Origin of the sequence: Streptomyces sp. SID8374 (assembly GCF_009865135.1) — a bacterium.
Lineage (GTDB): Bacteria > Actinomycetota > Actinomycetes > Streptomycetales > Streptomycetaceae > Streptomyces.
On record NZ_WWGH01000001.1, the window covers coordinates 920,728 to 934,059 of the forward strand.

Annotated in this window: 9 protein-coding genes and 5 tRNA genes; 6 read left to right on the plus strand and 8 right to left on the minus strand. The window is 74.2% G+C overall.

Features of this window, described 5'->3' with window-relative positions:
• Window positions 1–822, minus strand: coding sequence for an aminodeoxychorismate lyase (locus GTY67_RS04105; RefSeq protein ID WP_161277814.1), 822 nt, complete (start codon window positions 820–822; stop codon window positions 1–3).
• The gene (locus GTY67_RS04110; RefSeq protein ID WP_093687454.1) at window positions 819–1,871 is read right to left on the minus strand and encodes a chorismate-binding protein; all 1,053 of its coding nucleotides are present in this window, start codon (window positions 1,869–1,871) and stop codon (window positions 819–821) included. The genes GTY67_RS04105 and GTY67_RS04110 overlap by 4 nt, the downstream gene beginning before the upstream one ends.
• A gap of 174 nt (window positions 1,872–2,045) precedes the next feature.
• On the opposite strand from GTY67_RS04110, the gene GTY67_RS04115 reads away from it, so the two are divergent.
• The 5 genes from GTY67_RS04115 to GTY67_RS04135 all read left to right on the plus strand — a co-directional run bounded on the left by GTY67_RS04115 (window position 2,046) and on the right by GTY67_RS04135 (window position 2,508).
• Window positions 2,046–2,118, plus strand: a tRNA-Gly gene (locus GTY67_RS04115).
• A gap of 37 nt (window positions 2,119–2,155) precedes the next feature.
• Window positions 2,156–2,229, plus strand: a tRNA-Cys gene (locus GTY67_RS04120).
• 1 nt (window position 2,230) lies between these two features.
• Window positions 2,231–2,302: transfer RNA gene (locus GTY67_RS04125), tRNA-Val, on the plus strand.
• Window positions 2,303–2,338: 36 nt separating this feature from the next.
• Window positions 2,339–2,410: transfer RNA gene (locus GTY67_RS04130), tRNA-Val, on the plus strand.
• Between the two features lie 23 nt (window positions 2,411–2,433).
• Window positions 2,434–2,508: transfer RNA gene (locus GTY67_RS04135), tRNA-Val, on the plus strand.
• Between the two features lie 60 nt (window positions 2,509–2,568).
• Here GTY67_RS04135 and GTY67_RS04140 read toward each other — a convergent pair.
• The 3 genes from GTY67_RS04140 to GTY67_RS04150 all read right to left on the minus strand — a co-directional run bounded on the left by GTY67_RS04140 (window position 2,569) and on the right by GTY67_RS04150 (window position 5,060).
• Window positions 2,569–2,874: a zf-TFIIB domain-containing protein gene (locus GTY67_RS04140; RefSeq protein WP_161277815.1), complete on the minus strand. Its 306-nt coding sequence runs from the start codon at window positions 2,872–2,874 to the stop codon at window positions 2,569–2,571.
• Window positions 2,875–2,940: 66 nt separating this feature from the next.
• Window positions 2,941–3,936 carry a phosphotransferase gene (locus tag GTY67_RS04145; RefSeq protein WP_161279949.1) on the minus strand — a complete coding sequence of 332 codons (996 nt, stop codon included), beginning with the start codon at window positions 3,934–3,936 and terminating at the stop codon, window positions 2,941–2,943.
• Between the two features lie 917 nt (window positions 3,937–4,853).
• Entirely contained in the window at window positions 4,854–5,060 is a 207-nt protein-coding gene (locus GTY67_RS04150) for a hypothetical protein (protein ID WP_093687456.1), read from the minus strand.
• Between the two features lie 594 nt (window positions 5,061–5,654).
• Between GTY67_RS04150 and GTY67_RS04155 the strand changes: the two genes are divergently transcribed.
• Window positions 5,655–6,965, plus strand: coding sequence for a serine/threonine-protein kinase (locus tag GTY67_RS04155; protein WP_161277816.1), 1,311 nt, complete (start codon window positions 5,655–5,657; stop codon window positions 6,963–6,965).
• 82 nt (window positions 6,966–7,047) lie between these two features.
• Here GTY67_RS04155 and GTY67_RS04160 read toward each other — a convergent pair whose 3' ends face one another.
• From GTY67_RS04160 to cobT, 3 genes are all read right to left on the minus strand, one after another.
• Window positions 7,048–7,866, minus strand: a complete 819-nt coding sequence (locus GTY67_RS04160) for an RNA methyltransferase (protein WP_161277817.1) — start codon at window positions 7,864–7,866, stop codon at window positions 7,048–7,050.
• Window positions 7,867–7,949: 83 nt separating this feature from the next.
• Window positions 7,950–9,257, minus strand: a complete 1,308-nt coding sequence (gene cobA, locus GTY67_RS04165) for a uroporphyrinogen-III C-methyltransferase (protein WP_161277818.1) — start codon at window positions 9,255–9,257, stop codon at window positions 7,950–7,952.
• Window positions 9,258–9,612: 355 nt separating this feature from the next.
• On the minus strand, window positions 9,613–13,197 hold the full coding sequence (gene cobT / locus GTY67_RS04170; protein WP_161277819.1) for a nicotinate-nucleotide--dimethylbenzimidazole phosphoribosyltransferase: 3,585 nt from the start codon (window positions 13,195–13,197) through the stop codon (window positions 9,613–9,615).
• Between the last annotated feature and the right edge of the window lie 135 nt (window positions 13,198–13,332).

Sequence of the window (13,332 nt, forward strand, 5' to 3'; positions counted from 1 at the left end):
TTACGGGTCCAGGTCGTTCCCGGCCCGCTCGTCGAAGATCCGCATGGCCTTGGCCGTCACCGGCCCGGGCTCGGGCGCCAGCTCCCGGTCGTCCACCCGGTGCACGGCCTGGATGTCGCGGAGCGTGGACGTCAGGAAGATCTCGTCGGCCTCGGCGAGCGCCTCCATCGGCAGGTCGCTCTCCTCGGCCCCGGTCCACTCCACGGCCAGCGCGCGGGTGATCCCCGCGAGGCACCCGGAGGCGACCGGCGGGGTGTGGATGCGGCCGTCCAGCACGACGAACACGTTGGACCCGGTCCCCTCGCAGAGCCGGCCGGCCGTGTTCGGGAAGAGCGCCTCGGAGGCGCCCCGCTCGCGGGCCCGGGCGAGGGCGACGACGTTCTCGGCGTACGAGGTGGTCTTGAGGCCGGTGAGGGCGCCGCGCTCGTTGCGGGTCCAGGGGACCGTGATCACCGCCGTGGTGTCCGGGCGGCGGCTCACCGCGTCCAGCGCGACGACGAGGCTGGGGCCTGCGGTGCCGCGGTCCGAGCCGAGCGGGGAGAGCCCGCCGGTGTACGTGATCCGCAGCCGCCCCAGGGTGACGGGGTTGGCGTCGATGACCGCCGCCGCGGCGCGCCGGACCTCGTCCAGGTCCGGGTCGGGCAGGCCGAGGCCGCGCGCGGAGCGGGTGAGGCGGTCGAGGTGGCGGGTGAGGGCGAAGGGCCTGCCCTCGCTGGTGCGGACCGTCTCGAAGATGCCGTCGCCCACGGTCAGCCCGTGGTCCAGCACCGACAGCCGGGCATCATCGGCGTCCCGCAGTCCGCCGTTGACCCAAATCCTCATGAAACGGTCCTTCCTGTCTGCTCGAACCCTGTCTGCTCGAACGCGCCCGACGCTACAGCGAGCAGCCGCGACGCCTTCAGCTCGGTCTCGTCCCACTCGCGCTCCGGGTCGGAGCCCCAGGTGATCCCGGCGCCGGTCCCGAACCGCAGGAGCGGCGAGGGGCCGGTCCGGTCGATCCAGAACGTCCTTATGCCCACCGCCAGGGAGGCCGTTCCCCGGTCGGCGTCGACCCAGCCGACCGCGCCGCAGTACGGCCCGCGCGGCGACCTCTCCAGCTCCTCGATGATCCGCAGCGCGCTGGACTTCGGCGCCCCGGTGACGGAGCCGGGCGGGAAGGCCGCCGCCAGCAGCTCCGGCCACCCCGCCCCTTCCGCCAGCTCGCCCCGCACGGTGGAGACGAGGTGGACGAGGCCCGGGTGCTTCTCCACCACGCAGAGGTCGGGGACGGTGACGCTTCCGGTGGCGCAGACGCGGCCGAGGTCGTTGCGGACCAGGTCCACGATCATCACGTTCTCCGCGTGATCCTTCTCCAGCAGATCGCCCTCGGTGCGCCCGGTCCCCTTGATCGGCCCGGATTCGACGGTCCGCCCGTCCCTGCGGAGGAACAGCTCGGGGGACGCGGTGGCGACCTCCACCCCGTGACCGGGCAGGCGGATCGTTCCTGCGTACGGCGCCGGGTTGCCGCGCGCGAGCAGGGCGGTCAGGGCGTCGACGTCGGCCCGGCCGGGGTCCGGCAGCGGCGCGGAGAGGACCCGGCAGAGGTTGGCCTGATAGACCTCGCCCGCGGCGATGTATTCACGGATCCGCCGTACGCCCGCCGTGTAGGCGTCACGGTCCAGCGAGGTCGCCCACTCCCCGGCGGCGGGCCCGCGCCAGGCTCCGGGCACGGGGGCGGGCACCTCCTCCCGCCGTACGGAGGAGAAGCGGGCGCAGACCGTACGGCCCTCGAAGTCTGCGCACACCGCCCAGAAACCGGACGAGTCGAGAGCCGTGGGGTCGTCGGTCACATCCTGGAGACCGGAGGCGACGAGGCCGCCGAAGCGGGCCATGGGAGCGAGGGGGAACACCCTGCTGAGTCTAGAACCGCCCGCGGTGACCTGCGTCGGGGCGACGGTACGGCGGCGCTACGGCGACCATCTGCGCAAACGCGTTTTTGTACTGGCCCGGGAATCCGCTAGAGTTCAACACGTCGCCGGGACGCGCAAGCGGACCGGGAAAGACAAGCGGACGTAGCTCAGTTGGTAGAGCGCAACCTTGCCAAGGTTGAGGTCGCCAGTTCGAACCTGGTCGTCCGCTCGCAGAAGGTGGGGGATCTTCCCGAACCCCCATCCCTGGTGGAGTGGCCGAGAGGCGAGGCAACGGCCTGCAAAGCCGTCTACACGGGTTCAAATCCCGTCTCCACCTCCAAGGACGATTAGCTCAGCGGGAGAGCGCTTCCCTGACACGGAAGAGGTCACTGGTTCAATCCCAGTATCGTCCACTGATCCGCAAGGATCATCGGTCCGCAAGGATCCCCGCGCGATTAGCTCAGCGGGAGAGCGCTTCCCTGACACGGAAGAGGTCACTGGTTCAATCCCAGTATCGCGCACGCAGTAAACGCACGGTTGCCCTGCGCGATTAGCTCAGCGGGAGAGCGCTTCCCTGACACGGAAGAGGTCACTGGTTCAATCCCAGTATCGCGCACCACCGAGAACCCCCGGCCGTTTCGACGACCGGGGGTTCTTTCGTGCTGGCGCCTGTGTCCTGTCAGGACGAGAAGAGCATCCGGCCGAAACCCTTCTGGCGGCGGTGGCCGTAGTGCCCGCCGTGCTGCTGGCCGTACTGCGGTGCGCCCCAGGCGGGGGCATGGGCCGGCGGAGCCGCCTGCGGGTAGGCCTGGGGGGCGGGCGGCGGAGGCGGTGCCTGCTGGGCCCACTGCGACTCCAGACGGGTCAGCGACTCCAGCTCGCCGTAGTCCAGGAATATCCCCCGGCAGCCGCCGCACTGTTCGATCTGGACGCCGTTGCGGTTGTACGTCTGCATCTGCGCGTGACACTTGGGACACTGCATCATTCGGCTCGGCTCCTCGCCCTCGTCGTGCCGCCGCCGGAAAGCCTGTCCGGCCGCGGTGTGTTCAGCCTACGACGCGCACCCGTCCGCCAACTCGGGCGGGAACGTAGCGATTCGGGCACAGGAATCGATCATCAGCTGCTCCATCTCGTCCGGCTCCCGGCCTTCCGCCGCGCACTTGGCGAGGGCGACGGCCGCCGTCTGGACCGTCAGCGCGCGGGCGGGGACGTCCAGTTGCGGCCAGGGGTCCCCCGTGGCGGGCACAGCGGGTCCCCCGGCGGAGCGGTAGGCGTCCAGGAAGAGCAGCCAGTCGTCCGGGGCCAGCACCCCGGCCGCGTACCAGGCGGCGGGCCGGGCCAGGTCCCAGGCCGGGTCCCCCTGCCCCGCGTCGTCCACATCGATGAGCAACCAGGGCCCGTCCGGGGCGGGATGACGGACGAGCTGCCCCAGGTGCAGGTCCCCGTGACAGAGGAAGCCCGACCGCGCGGCGGGCGGTGCGGCCTCGCCCCGCGCCCAGGCCGGCAGGGCATGCCAAGCAGCCTGTACGGGGAGGACGGCGCCGTCGCCGGGGAGGGCGGCGGCCATCCGGGCGACCGCCCGGGCCGCCTTGACCGGGCCGCGCATCGGCGGGGGCGGGAACGGGAGCGGAGAAACGGTTCGGTGGAGGCGGGCGAGCAGAATGGCGGCGTCGGCCCAGGGGGCCGCGTCGGGGGCCTTGGGGTCGACGGGGGTGCCGTACGGCCAGAAGGTGACGGGGCGGGGGGCGGGCCCCACCGTATCGACCGGGCCGGGGCTGGTGAGCGGCGCGAGGAGGATACCGGCCAGCTGCGGCGCCGACGCCAGGGCGAGGCGGGCCGCCAGGGCGTCGCGGTCGATGTCGGCGGCATGGGCCTTGGCGACGACCGGGCCACTGCGGACGACGGTGCCGTCCGGCCGGTCGGCCAGGAGCTGGGGTGGTGCGCAGGCGCAGGGGGTCGCGCGAGGGCTTCCCGGCGGGTGGTGGAGGCGGTGGGCGAGGGCGCCGAGCTCACGGATGAGGGGCTGGCGGGCGGGCGAGTCGCTGATGGCTGGCTCGGCGGCGGCCAGCCTGTGGGCGACCGGGGCGCCGATGGCGGGCTCGGCGGGGGTCGGGTTGTGGGCGGCCCGGGCGCCGATGACAGGCTCGGCAGCGGTCGGCCCGTGGGCGGCCGGGGCGCCGATGACTGGCTCGGCAGCGGCCCGCTCATGGGCGGCCGGGGCGCCGATGGCCGGTTCGGCAGCGGCCCGCTCATGGGCCGCCGGGGCGCCGATGACAGGCTCGGCAGCGGCCCGCTCATGGGCCGCCGGCTGGGGAGGGGGCGGCAGAGAGACGCCCGGCTCGGGAGGGGCCGGCAGGGAAGTCGGCGGCACGAAGGCAGGCGCCACGGGGGCGGGCGGCACGGAGGCAGGCGCCACGGCAGCAGGCGGCACGGAGGCAGGCGGCACTGGGGCAAGCGGCACGGGGGCAGATGCCGTCGGGGCGGCTGGATCGGCAGCCGTCGGCGCGGGGCCAGTCGGCTCGGCGGGGGGCGACTTCGGGCCGGTCGGCTCAGTAGAGGTCGGCTTCGGGCCGGTCGGGTCGTGGTCGGCTGAGGTTGAGGTGGTACGCAACGGCTCCCCCGGCGACGGTCGGTCCCGGCCCTGCCGCCGGTCCCTGCTGAGCGTACGCGGAGGGCGGTGCCGAGGCCGGTAGAGCCGCAGGGTGGCCGGGCGGGCAGGTCGCCGGAAGCCGCTGGGCGGGGCGCATGCGCGGGCCTCGCCCGCGTTCGTACCGGCGTGTCATCGTCCGGAGGAGGCGCGCGGCCGCAGGGACGGCGGCCAGGAGAAACCGGTCCGGACAGCGCGATGCCCGGTCAGCTCCCCAGCTGACCGGACAAACGCTGCCGTCCGCCGCACCCCCGTCCCCACGGGGCTGTTGGCCCGATACCCGGGTCCGGACCGCTCTTCCGGACCCCGGGCGCCGCTCAGCGCCCCAGTATCACAGCCACGGACGACGCCTGTGTGACCACCGCGTCCCAGCCGCCGAAGGCGACTGCGAGCAGGGCCGCCAGGGGGAGAACCATGACCGTCGCCACCAAGGGGTGACGCGTGCCGGACGGGCGGGCGCCGAACGAGGCGTAGGCCTTGCGTCCCTGCGTGCGGATCATGGTCCGCGTTGCCGTGTCCGCCATGGTTCCTCTCCTGACCTGATGTGGAGCGACGGGCGTGTGACCTCGGGGGACGAGTGCTGCGCCCGCCGCTTGACCTCAACATTAGGTAACCGGCGAGCACGGGGCGTCATGCCCGCGTACCGAATCCCGGGCCTCCCGGAGGATGAGCCGCCGCCCGTCCGCGTACTCCCCTGGGTGGAGACGGCCCCCGCGGACTTGGGGTCATCCCGGAGGGGGCACAGGGGGGCCACCACCCCCGGGAAGGGTCCCGACGGGTGACTTCACTCACTCCCTCCACCCTCCGAAGGAGGGTGGTTCGGGCTTCGCAGCAACTCCTAAAGAGCGTTGTCGTGTACGTCCGGGTGGTATTCGCACCCTCCCCCACCGACTCGTCCCAGCCATCATGGCTTGATCCAACACCCCTTGTTCGAAAGCCCTTTGCCGTGCCGCCGAGGTCGACGGGCCCGGAACCGCCACCCCCTGACCGCCCTTCACCTCTCCCGCCGTGCAGGGACAATCGAATCCCGGGCGAGGGCGCGGCCTCTGAGCGCACCGGGCGCGGGGTACGTAAGCTGTGCCTCGTCAGGCGGACCAGGCAGCGGGGATGGGCAGACGATGGCGATGATGCGGCTCCGGCGCGAGGACCCGCGTCTCGTCGGCTCGTTCCGGCTGCACCGACGGCTCGGCGCGGGCGGCATGGGCGTGGTCTACCTCGGCTCCGACCGGCGCGGCCAGCGGGTGGCGCTCAAGGTGATCCGGCCCGACCTGGCGGAGGACCAGGAGTTCCGGTCGCGGTTCGCGCGCGAGGTGTCCGCCGCGCGGCGGATCCGGGGCGGCTGCACGGCCCGGCTCGTCGCCGCCGACCTGGAGGCGGACCGCCCCTGGTTCGCGACGCAGTACGTCCCAGGCCCCTCCCTCCACGACAAGGTCGCCGAGGAAGGCCCCCTGGCCGCGGCCGAGGTCGCCACGATCGGTGCGGCGCTCTCCGAGGGCCTGGTCGCGGTGCACGAGGCGGGCGTGGTCCACCGCGACCTCAAGCCGTCGAACATCCTCCTCTCCCCCAAGGGCCCCCGCATCATCGACTTCGGCATCGCCTGGGCGACGGGGGCCAGCACGCTGACCCACGTCGGTACGGCGGTGGGGTCGCCCGGCTTCCTCGCGCCCGAGCAGGTCCGGGGCGCGGCGGTGACCCCCGCGACGGACGTCTTCTCGCTCGGTGCGACCCTGGCGTACGCGGCGATGGCCGACTCCCCCTTCGGGCACGGCAGTTCCGAGGTGATGCTCTACCGCGTGGTGCACGAGGAGGCGCAGCTCCACGGGGTGCACGACGCCCTGGCCCCCCTGATCCGCGCCTGTCTCGCCAAGGACCCGGAGGAGCGGCCGAGCACGCTCCAACTGTCCATGCGGCTCAAGGAGATCGCGGCGCGCGAGGCGCAGGGCCTGCACGAGAGCCGGCCACCCGCCCAGCGCTCGGCCCAGGAGGCGGACCGGTCCACCGGCCGTCTCGACGGCCCCTACACCGAACAGCACACCCGCCGTGCGGAGGGCCCTTCCTCTACGGGCCGCCCGCAGCAGGGCCGGCGTCCGGCGCCCTCGCGTTCGGGGGGCGGGGGCGCGCCGCGCACCGGTGGGTCCCGGCCGCAGCGGGGGCCGCGCTCCACCACGGGTTCCGGGAAGCGGCCGGGGGCGACGAACGGGCGGCCGGGGACCCGTTCCGGGGCACGTACGACCTCGGCGGGACGGCGTCCGGCCAATCCGCGGCTGCTGCGTCAGCGGCTGGTGGTGTTCGTGGTGGTGACGCTACTGGTGGCCCTGGGGATCGCGGCCGCGCAGGGGTGCCAGGGGCCGGCGCGCGGGCTGGGCGGGAGCGAGCTGCCGAACCGTCCGGACCAGGTGTCGCAGGTGCAGGTGTCCGAGAGAGGCTAGGAGCAGGCCTAGTCGCGCCTTCGCCTCAAGCCCCGGACTCTCAGCTCTCCGGGCGGCCTCGTCCCGGTCCTCGGGAGCGCCCTCAGCTCTCCGGGCGGCCCGTCGCCACCGCGTAGAACGCGACCGCCGCCGCCGCGCCCACGTTGAGTGAGTCGACTCCGTGCGCCATCGGGATGCGGACCCACTCGTCGGCGGCCATCAGCGCCTTCGTGGACAGTCCCTCCCCCTCCGCGCCCAGCATCAGCGCCACTCGCTCCAGCCGGTGCGGGGCCGCCTCGTCGATGCTGGTGGCCTTGGGGTCCGGAGTGAGGGCGAGGAGCCGGAAGCCCGCTTCCCGTACGGTCTCCAGTGTCTTGGGCCAGGCTTCGAGACGGGCGTACGGAACGGAGAAGACCGCCCCCATGGAGACCTTGACCGAGCGCCGGTAGAGCGGGTCCGCGCAGTCCGGGGAGAGCAGGACCGCGTCCATGCCGAGGGCGGCGGCGCTGCGGAAGATCGCGCCGATGTTGGTGTGGTCGTTGACCGACTCCATGACCACCACCCGGCGGGCGGTGGTGAGGAGTTCGTCGGCGGTGGGCAGCGGCTTGCGCTGCATGGAGGCGAGCGCCCCCCGGTGGACGTGGTAGCCGGTGACGCGTTCGGCCAGCTCGGGGGCGACGGCGTACACCGGGGCCGGGACCTCGTCGATGACGTCGCGCATGACGTCGACCCACTTGGCGGAGAGCAGCATGGACCGCATCTCGTACCCGGCGTGCCGGGCACGCCTGATGACCTTCTCGCCCTCGGCGATGAAGAGGCCCTCGGCGGGCTCGCGGCGGCGCCGCAACTCGACGTCGGTCAGTCCGATGTAGTCGCTCAGGCGCGGGTCGTCGGGGTCATCGATGGTGATGAGATCTGCCACAGGGTGATACTGCCTTGTCCGGTCTGCGGTGCCAACGCCCGGGATGGGATGCGTAACCGCGGGTTACTTGGTGGGGTCCGAATTCATTCGGCGGACGGGGCGGTCGGCTGCGGCGCGGAGTCCGGGCCCACCGCGACCACGTCGCCGATGACGATCACGGCGGGCGGGCGCACGTCCTCGGCGGCCGCGCGCTCGCCGACGTCCGCGAGGGTCGCGTCGACCCGGCGCTGCGCTGCCGTGGTGCCCTCCTGGACGAGGGCGACCGGGGTGGCCGGGTCCTTGCCGTGGGCGATCAGGGCGGCGGCGATGGCACCGATCTTGTCGACGGCCATCAGCAGGACCAGGGTGCCGCGCAGCCGGGCGATCGCCTCCCAGTCGACCAGCGAGCGCGGGTCCTCTGGCGCGACATGGCCGCTGACCACGGTGAACTCATGGGCCACGCCCCGGTGGGTGACCGGGATACCGGCTGCTCCGGGGACGGAGATGGTGCTGGAGATGCCGGGGACGACCGTGCACGGGATGCCTTCGGCTGCCAGCGCCTGGGCCTCCTCCATGCCCCGGCCGAAGACGAACGGGTCGCCGCCCTTGAGCCGGACCACGGCCTTGCCCGCCTTGGCGTGGTCGATCAGCGCCTGGTTGATCGCCTCCTGGGCCATGAACCGGCCGTACGGGATCTTCGCCGCGTCGATCACCTCGACGTGCGGCGGCAGTTCGTCCAGCAGGTCGCGGGGGCCCAGGCGGTCGGCGATGACCACGTCGGCCTCGGCGAGGAGGCGGCGGCCGCGCACCGTGATCAGGTCCGGGTCGCCGGGGCCGCCGCCGACCAGGGCGACGCCGGGGGCGCGGGTGCGGTGGTGGGGGGCGGCGATCGTGCCCTCGCGCAGGCCCTCGACGATGGCGTCGCGGAGGGCGGCGGAGTGGCGGGGGTCGCGGCCCCGGGGGGTGGCGTTGAGGACGGCGACGGTGATGTTGTCGATACGGCCGGTGGCGGGGGTCCAGGCGGTCGCGGCCTCGGCGTCGTCGGCCCGTACGCACCAGGTGCGGGTGCGCTCGGCCTCGGCGGAGGCGGCGTCGTTGGCGGCGGTGTCGGAGGAGGCGACCAGGGCGTACCAGGTGTCGGCGAGGTCGCCGTCCTGGTAGCGGCGGCGCTCCCAGCGGATCTCCCCGGCGTCGGCCATGGCCTCCACGGAGGCCGTCGCGGACGGGGAGACCAGCGTGATGTCGGCGCCGGTGGCGATGAGCTGCGGCAGGCGGCGCTGGGCGACCTGGCCGCCGCCGATGACCACGGTGCGGCGGCCGCGGAGGCGCAGGCCTACGGGGTACGCGGGGTGGTCGGCGCTGTCTGCGCGCTCGCGCTCGGCGTGACCTGCGTGGTCTGCGTGCTCGGCCATGGCGGTGCGGGCTCCTCGTGCGGGGTGCTGCGTAGGGCCGCTGCGGCTGTGGAGCGGCTGTGACGTGCGGAAGTGGGGGTTCCTGGGTGGGGAACACGATACGGGGTGGTGGGGGGTGTGGCCCGGGGGCCCCGGGCGGGGTGGGGGGCGCCTGCGGCGGGCCTGCCCCCTCCCCGCCCCTTCCCGAAACCGGGGCTGTGCCCCGGGCCCCCCTTTGTCCTCAAGCGCCGGACGGGCTGGAGATCGGGGCTCCGCCCCGGACCCCGCTCCTCAAACGCCGGAGGGGCTGAGGGGGCCGCCCGGAAGGGGTGGAAGGCGAGGCCCGAGGGGCTGGAATGCGGGGCTGACGGGGCGGCTACTTCTCCGTCACTCCCGCTGCGTCAAACGTCGCCACCTCGTGCATCGCCCGTGCCGCGCTCTGCACGATCGGGAGCGCCAGCAGTGCGCCCGTGCCCTCGCCCAGGCGGAGGTCGAGGTCGACCAGGGGGCGCAGGCCCAGCTTGTTGAGGGCTGCCACGTGGCCCGGTTCCGCGCTGCGGTGGCCGGCGATGCAGGCGGCCAGGGCCTCGGGGGCGATGGCTCGGGCGACCAGGGCCGCTGCGCCCGCGCTCACGCCGTCCAGGATCACCGGCGTACGCAGAGAGGCTCCGCCGAGGAGGAAGCCCGCCATCGCGGCGTGCTCCAGGCCGCCGACCGCCGCGAGCACGCCGATCGGGTCGGCCGCGTCCGGCTGGTGGAGGTCGAGTGCGCGACGTACGACGTCGACCTTGCGGGCGTGCATCTCGTCGTTGATGCCGGTCCCCCGGCCGGTCACCTCGGCGGCGTCGGCCCCGGTGTAGACGGAGATCAGTGCGGCCGACGCCGTGGTGTTGGCGATGCCCATCTCACCCGTCAGCAGCGCCTTGTTGCCCGCCGCCACCAGGTCGCGGGCGGTCTCGATGCCCACCTCGATCGCCGCCAGCACCTCGTCCCGGGTGAGGGCGGGGCCCGTGGTGAAGTCCGACGTGCCCTTGCGCACCTTGCGGGGCAGCAGGCCCGGGGTGGCGGGCAGGTCCGTGGCGACGCCGACGTCGACGACGCAGACCTCCGCGCCGACCTGCGCGGCGAACGCGTTGCAGACCGCTCCCCCGCCGAGGAAGTTCGCCACCATCTGGGCGGTGACCTCCTGCGGCCACGCCGTGACGCCCTGCGCGTGCACCCCGTGGTCACCGGCGAAGATCGCGACGGCCGCGGGCTCCGGGATCGGCGGCGGGCACATCCGGGAGAGGCCGGACAGCTGCGCCGAGATGATCTCCAGCATGCCGAGCGCGCCCGCCGGCTTGGTCATCCGCTTCTGGCGCTCCCACGCCTCGCCGAGCGCCTTCGCGTCCAGCGGGCGGATGGCGGAGATGGTCTCCTGGAGCAGGTCGTGCGGCTCCTCGCCGGGCAGCGCGCGGCGGCCGTACGTCTCCTCGTGGACGACCCACGAGAGCGGGCGGCGCTTGGACCAGCCCGCCTGGAGCAGCTCCGGCTCCTCCGGGAACTCGTCGACGTAACCGACACAGAGGTACGCCACGACTTCGAGGTGCTCCGGCAGGCCGAGCGCGCGGACCATCTCGCGCTCGTCGAAGAAGCTGACCCAGCCGACGCCGAGCCCCTCGGCACGGGCCGCCAGCCACAGGTTCTCCACGGCGAGCGCCGAGGAGTAGGGGGCCATCTGCGGCTGCGTGTGGCGGCCGAGGGTGTGCCGGCCGCCCCGGGTGGGGTCGGCGGTGACGACGATGTTGACCGGGGTGTCGAGGATCGCCTCGATCTTCAGTTCCTTGAACTGCTTCGCCCGGCCCTTGGGGAGCGACTGGGCATAGGCCTCGCGCTGGCGCTGGGCCAGTTCGTGCATGGAACGGCGCGTCTCGGCGGACCGGATGACGACGAAGTCCCAGGGCTGGGAGTGGCCGACGCTCGGCGCGGTGTGCGCGGCCTCCAGCACCCGGAGCAGGACCTCGTGCGGGATCGGGTCGCCGCGGAAGCCGTTGCGGATGTCCCGGCGCTCGCGCATGACCCGGAGCACCGCCTCGCGCTCGGCGTCGTCGTAGCCGGGGGCGGGCGGGGTGAGCGGCGCCTCGGGGGCCGTCGCCTCGGCCACCGGCTCCTCGTCCAGCTCCGGCGTCTCGATGACCTCGGGGCCGGTGCCGTCCTCGGTGACCTCGGGACCGGTGCCGACCTCGGTGCCCTCCTGGGTGTCGGTCGCGGCTGCGGGCTCCGGCAGGGTGTCGGCGGGGGCCGGCTGTACGGGCTCCGGTTCCGGTTCCGGCGTGGCGGGGTCCGGCGCCGCCGCCACTGCCGGTACGGGGTCGGCCTCGGCGGGCACCGGGGCCTCCACCGGCTCCGTGTTCTCGTCGGTCACAGGTGCCGGGGCCGGAACCGGTTCGGCGGTCTCGACCTGCTGCTCCACGGGAGCCTGGGGTTCCGGCACGGATGCGTCCACCGGGACGAACTGCGCTTCGGGCTCGGCAGGAGCCTCGGCGGCCGTCTCCGGCACCTCCACGGGCGCCTCGGCGGGCAGCTCCGTCGGGACCGCCGCTTCCGCAGGAGCCTCGGCCGGGGCTTCCTGCTGCTCGGCGGCGAGCGGCTCGGCAGGAGCCTCCTCGGCGGCCGGCTCGGGGACGACCGTTTCTGCCGGGGCCGCCTGCTCCACCGGCTCGGGCTGCGGAACGACCTGCTCCGCCTCAACCGTCGCCTCGACCGGGACCGGGACCGGCTCCTCCACGGGCAGCGGAGCGACTGCCTCAGCCTGGACCGGCTCCTCCACCTGGACCGGAGCGTCCGTCTCCACCTGAACCGCCTGCTCGGGCTGAACCGGCTGCTCCAGCTCGGCGGCCACGACTGCCTCGGCCACGGCAACGGGCTCGGCAACCGGCTCGGCAGGAGCCTCGGCCACGACAGCCGCCTCGGGCTCCAGCGGCTGCGGAGCCGCCTGCTCGGGCTGGGCCGGAGCCTCCGGCGCGGACGGCTGCTCAGCCTCAGCAGGAGCCGGAGCCTCGGCCACCCCGACCGGCTCAGCCCCGGCAGGAGCAGGGGCCTCCGGCTGGACCGGCGCCTCAGTCACCACGACCGGCTCGGCCACCGCCACCGACTGCTCGGCCGCAACCGCGACCTCAGGCTCCACGGCCGCAACCACCCCGGCAGAAGCCTCCACAGCCCCGGGAGCCTCGGCCTCGACCACAGGGGCCTCCGGCTGCGGCGGCGGCCCCCAAGGGGACGCGCCCTGCGGCGGGATCTCGCCCAGCTGCGGGCCCGGCAGCACCGGGGCCTCGTCGGCCGGGGCCTGGAAGTATTCGGGGCCGGTCACCGGCGGGGTCGCGTGGCGGGCGGGGGGTGCCGTCCTCACCGCTCCGGCGGGGCCTCGGTCGGCCAGCGAGCGGACCACGCCGCCACCCTGCGTACCGCCGCCGTACGACGGGGCCTCGGCCGCCACCGGGCCCCGGTGCAGGGGCCGGCGGGCCTGCGCAGGGGCGCCGACCGGAGTGGGGGTCTGCGCGGGCGCGGGGGCCGGAGCCGGGATCCGTACGCCGTTGAGGTCGACGGAGCCGGTGTCACGGCCGCCGGACTCGTGCGTGCCGTGCGCCGCCTCGTCGGGAACCTGGGCCTCCTGGCCCTGCGCGGGGACCTGCGGCTGCGTCGCGTACTGCGGCTGCTGCTGGGCCTGGTACTGCTGTGCCGCCTGGTCCGCGGCCGGAGCAGGTGCGACCGGGGCCGGGGCAGGGGCCGCCTGGGGCTGGACCGTCTGCGGGTCGCTCCACGCGCCCTGGGAGGTCGGCATCAGCAGGAGGTCGTCGTCCTCGGGTGCGTGCTCGGAGGGGTCGAGGAAGGTGTACGCGTCCGGGGCGGGGATGCCCGGCTGCTCCACCATGCCTGCGTTCTCCGGCAGTCCCTCGCCCGGGATCTGGCCGGTGTCAGTCATGCGTACCCCTCGCCCATCGTCAGTGCTCCTTCGGCCCTTCGCCCGGGACGCCGAGACCACGGCACGCCGGTGCTCGTCATGAAGAACGAGCGGGCTCGCCGCGCGGCACGAAACGCCCGCGGACCTCTTCTTATT

Excerpts from the sequence above, each read along its gene's own strand:
- GTY67_RS04105 (WP_161277814.1), bottom strand. The coding sequence starts at position 822 with ATGAGGATTTGGGTCAACGGCGGACTGCGGGACGCCGATGATGCCCGG.
- GTY67_RS04110 (WP_093687454.1), bottom strand. The coding sequence starts at position 1,871 with ATGGCCCGCTTCGGCGGCCTCGTCGCCTCCGGTCTCCAGGATGTGACC.
- GTY67_RS04140 (WP_161277815.1), bottom strand. The coding sequence starts at position 2,874 with ATGATGCAGTGTCCCAAGTGTCACGCGCAGATGCAGACGTACAACCGC.
- GTY67_RS04150 (WP_093687456.1), bottom strand. The coding sequence starts at position 5,060 with ATGGCGGACACGGCAACGCGGACCATGATCCGCACGCAGGGACGCAAG.
- GTY67_RS04155 (WP_161277816.1), top strand. The coding sequence starts at position 5,655 with ATGGCGATGATGCGGCTCCGGCGCGAGGACCCGCGTCTCGTCGGCTCG.
- cobA (WP_161277818.1), bottom strand. The coding sequence starts at position 9,257 with ATGGCCGAGCACGCAGACCACGCAGGTCACGCCGAGCGCGAGCGCGCA.
- cobT (WP_161277819.1), bottom strand. The coding sequence starts at position 13,197 with ATGACTGACACCGGCCAGATCCCGGGCGAGGGACTGCCGGAGAACGCA.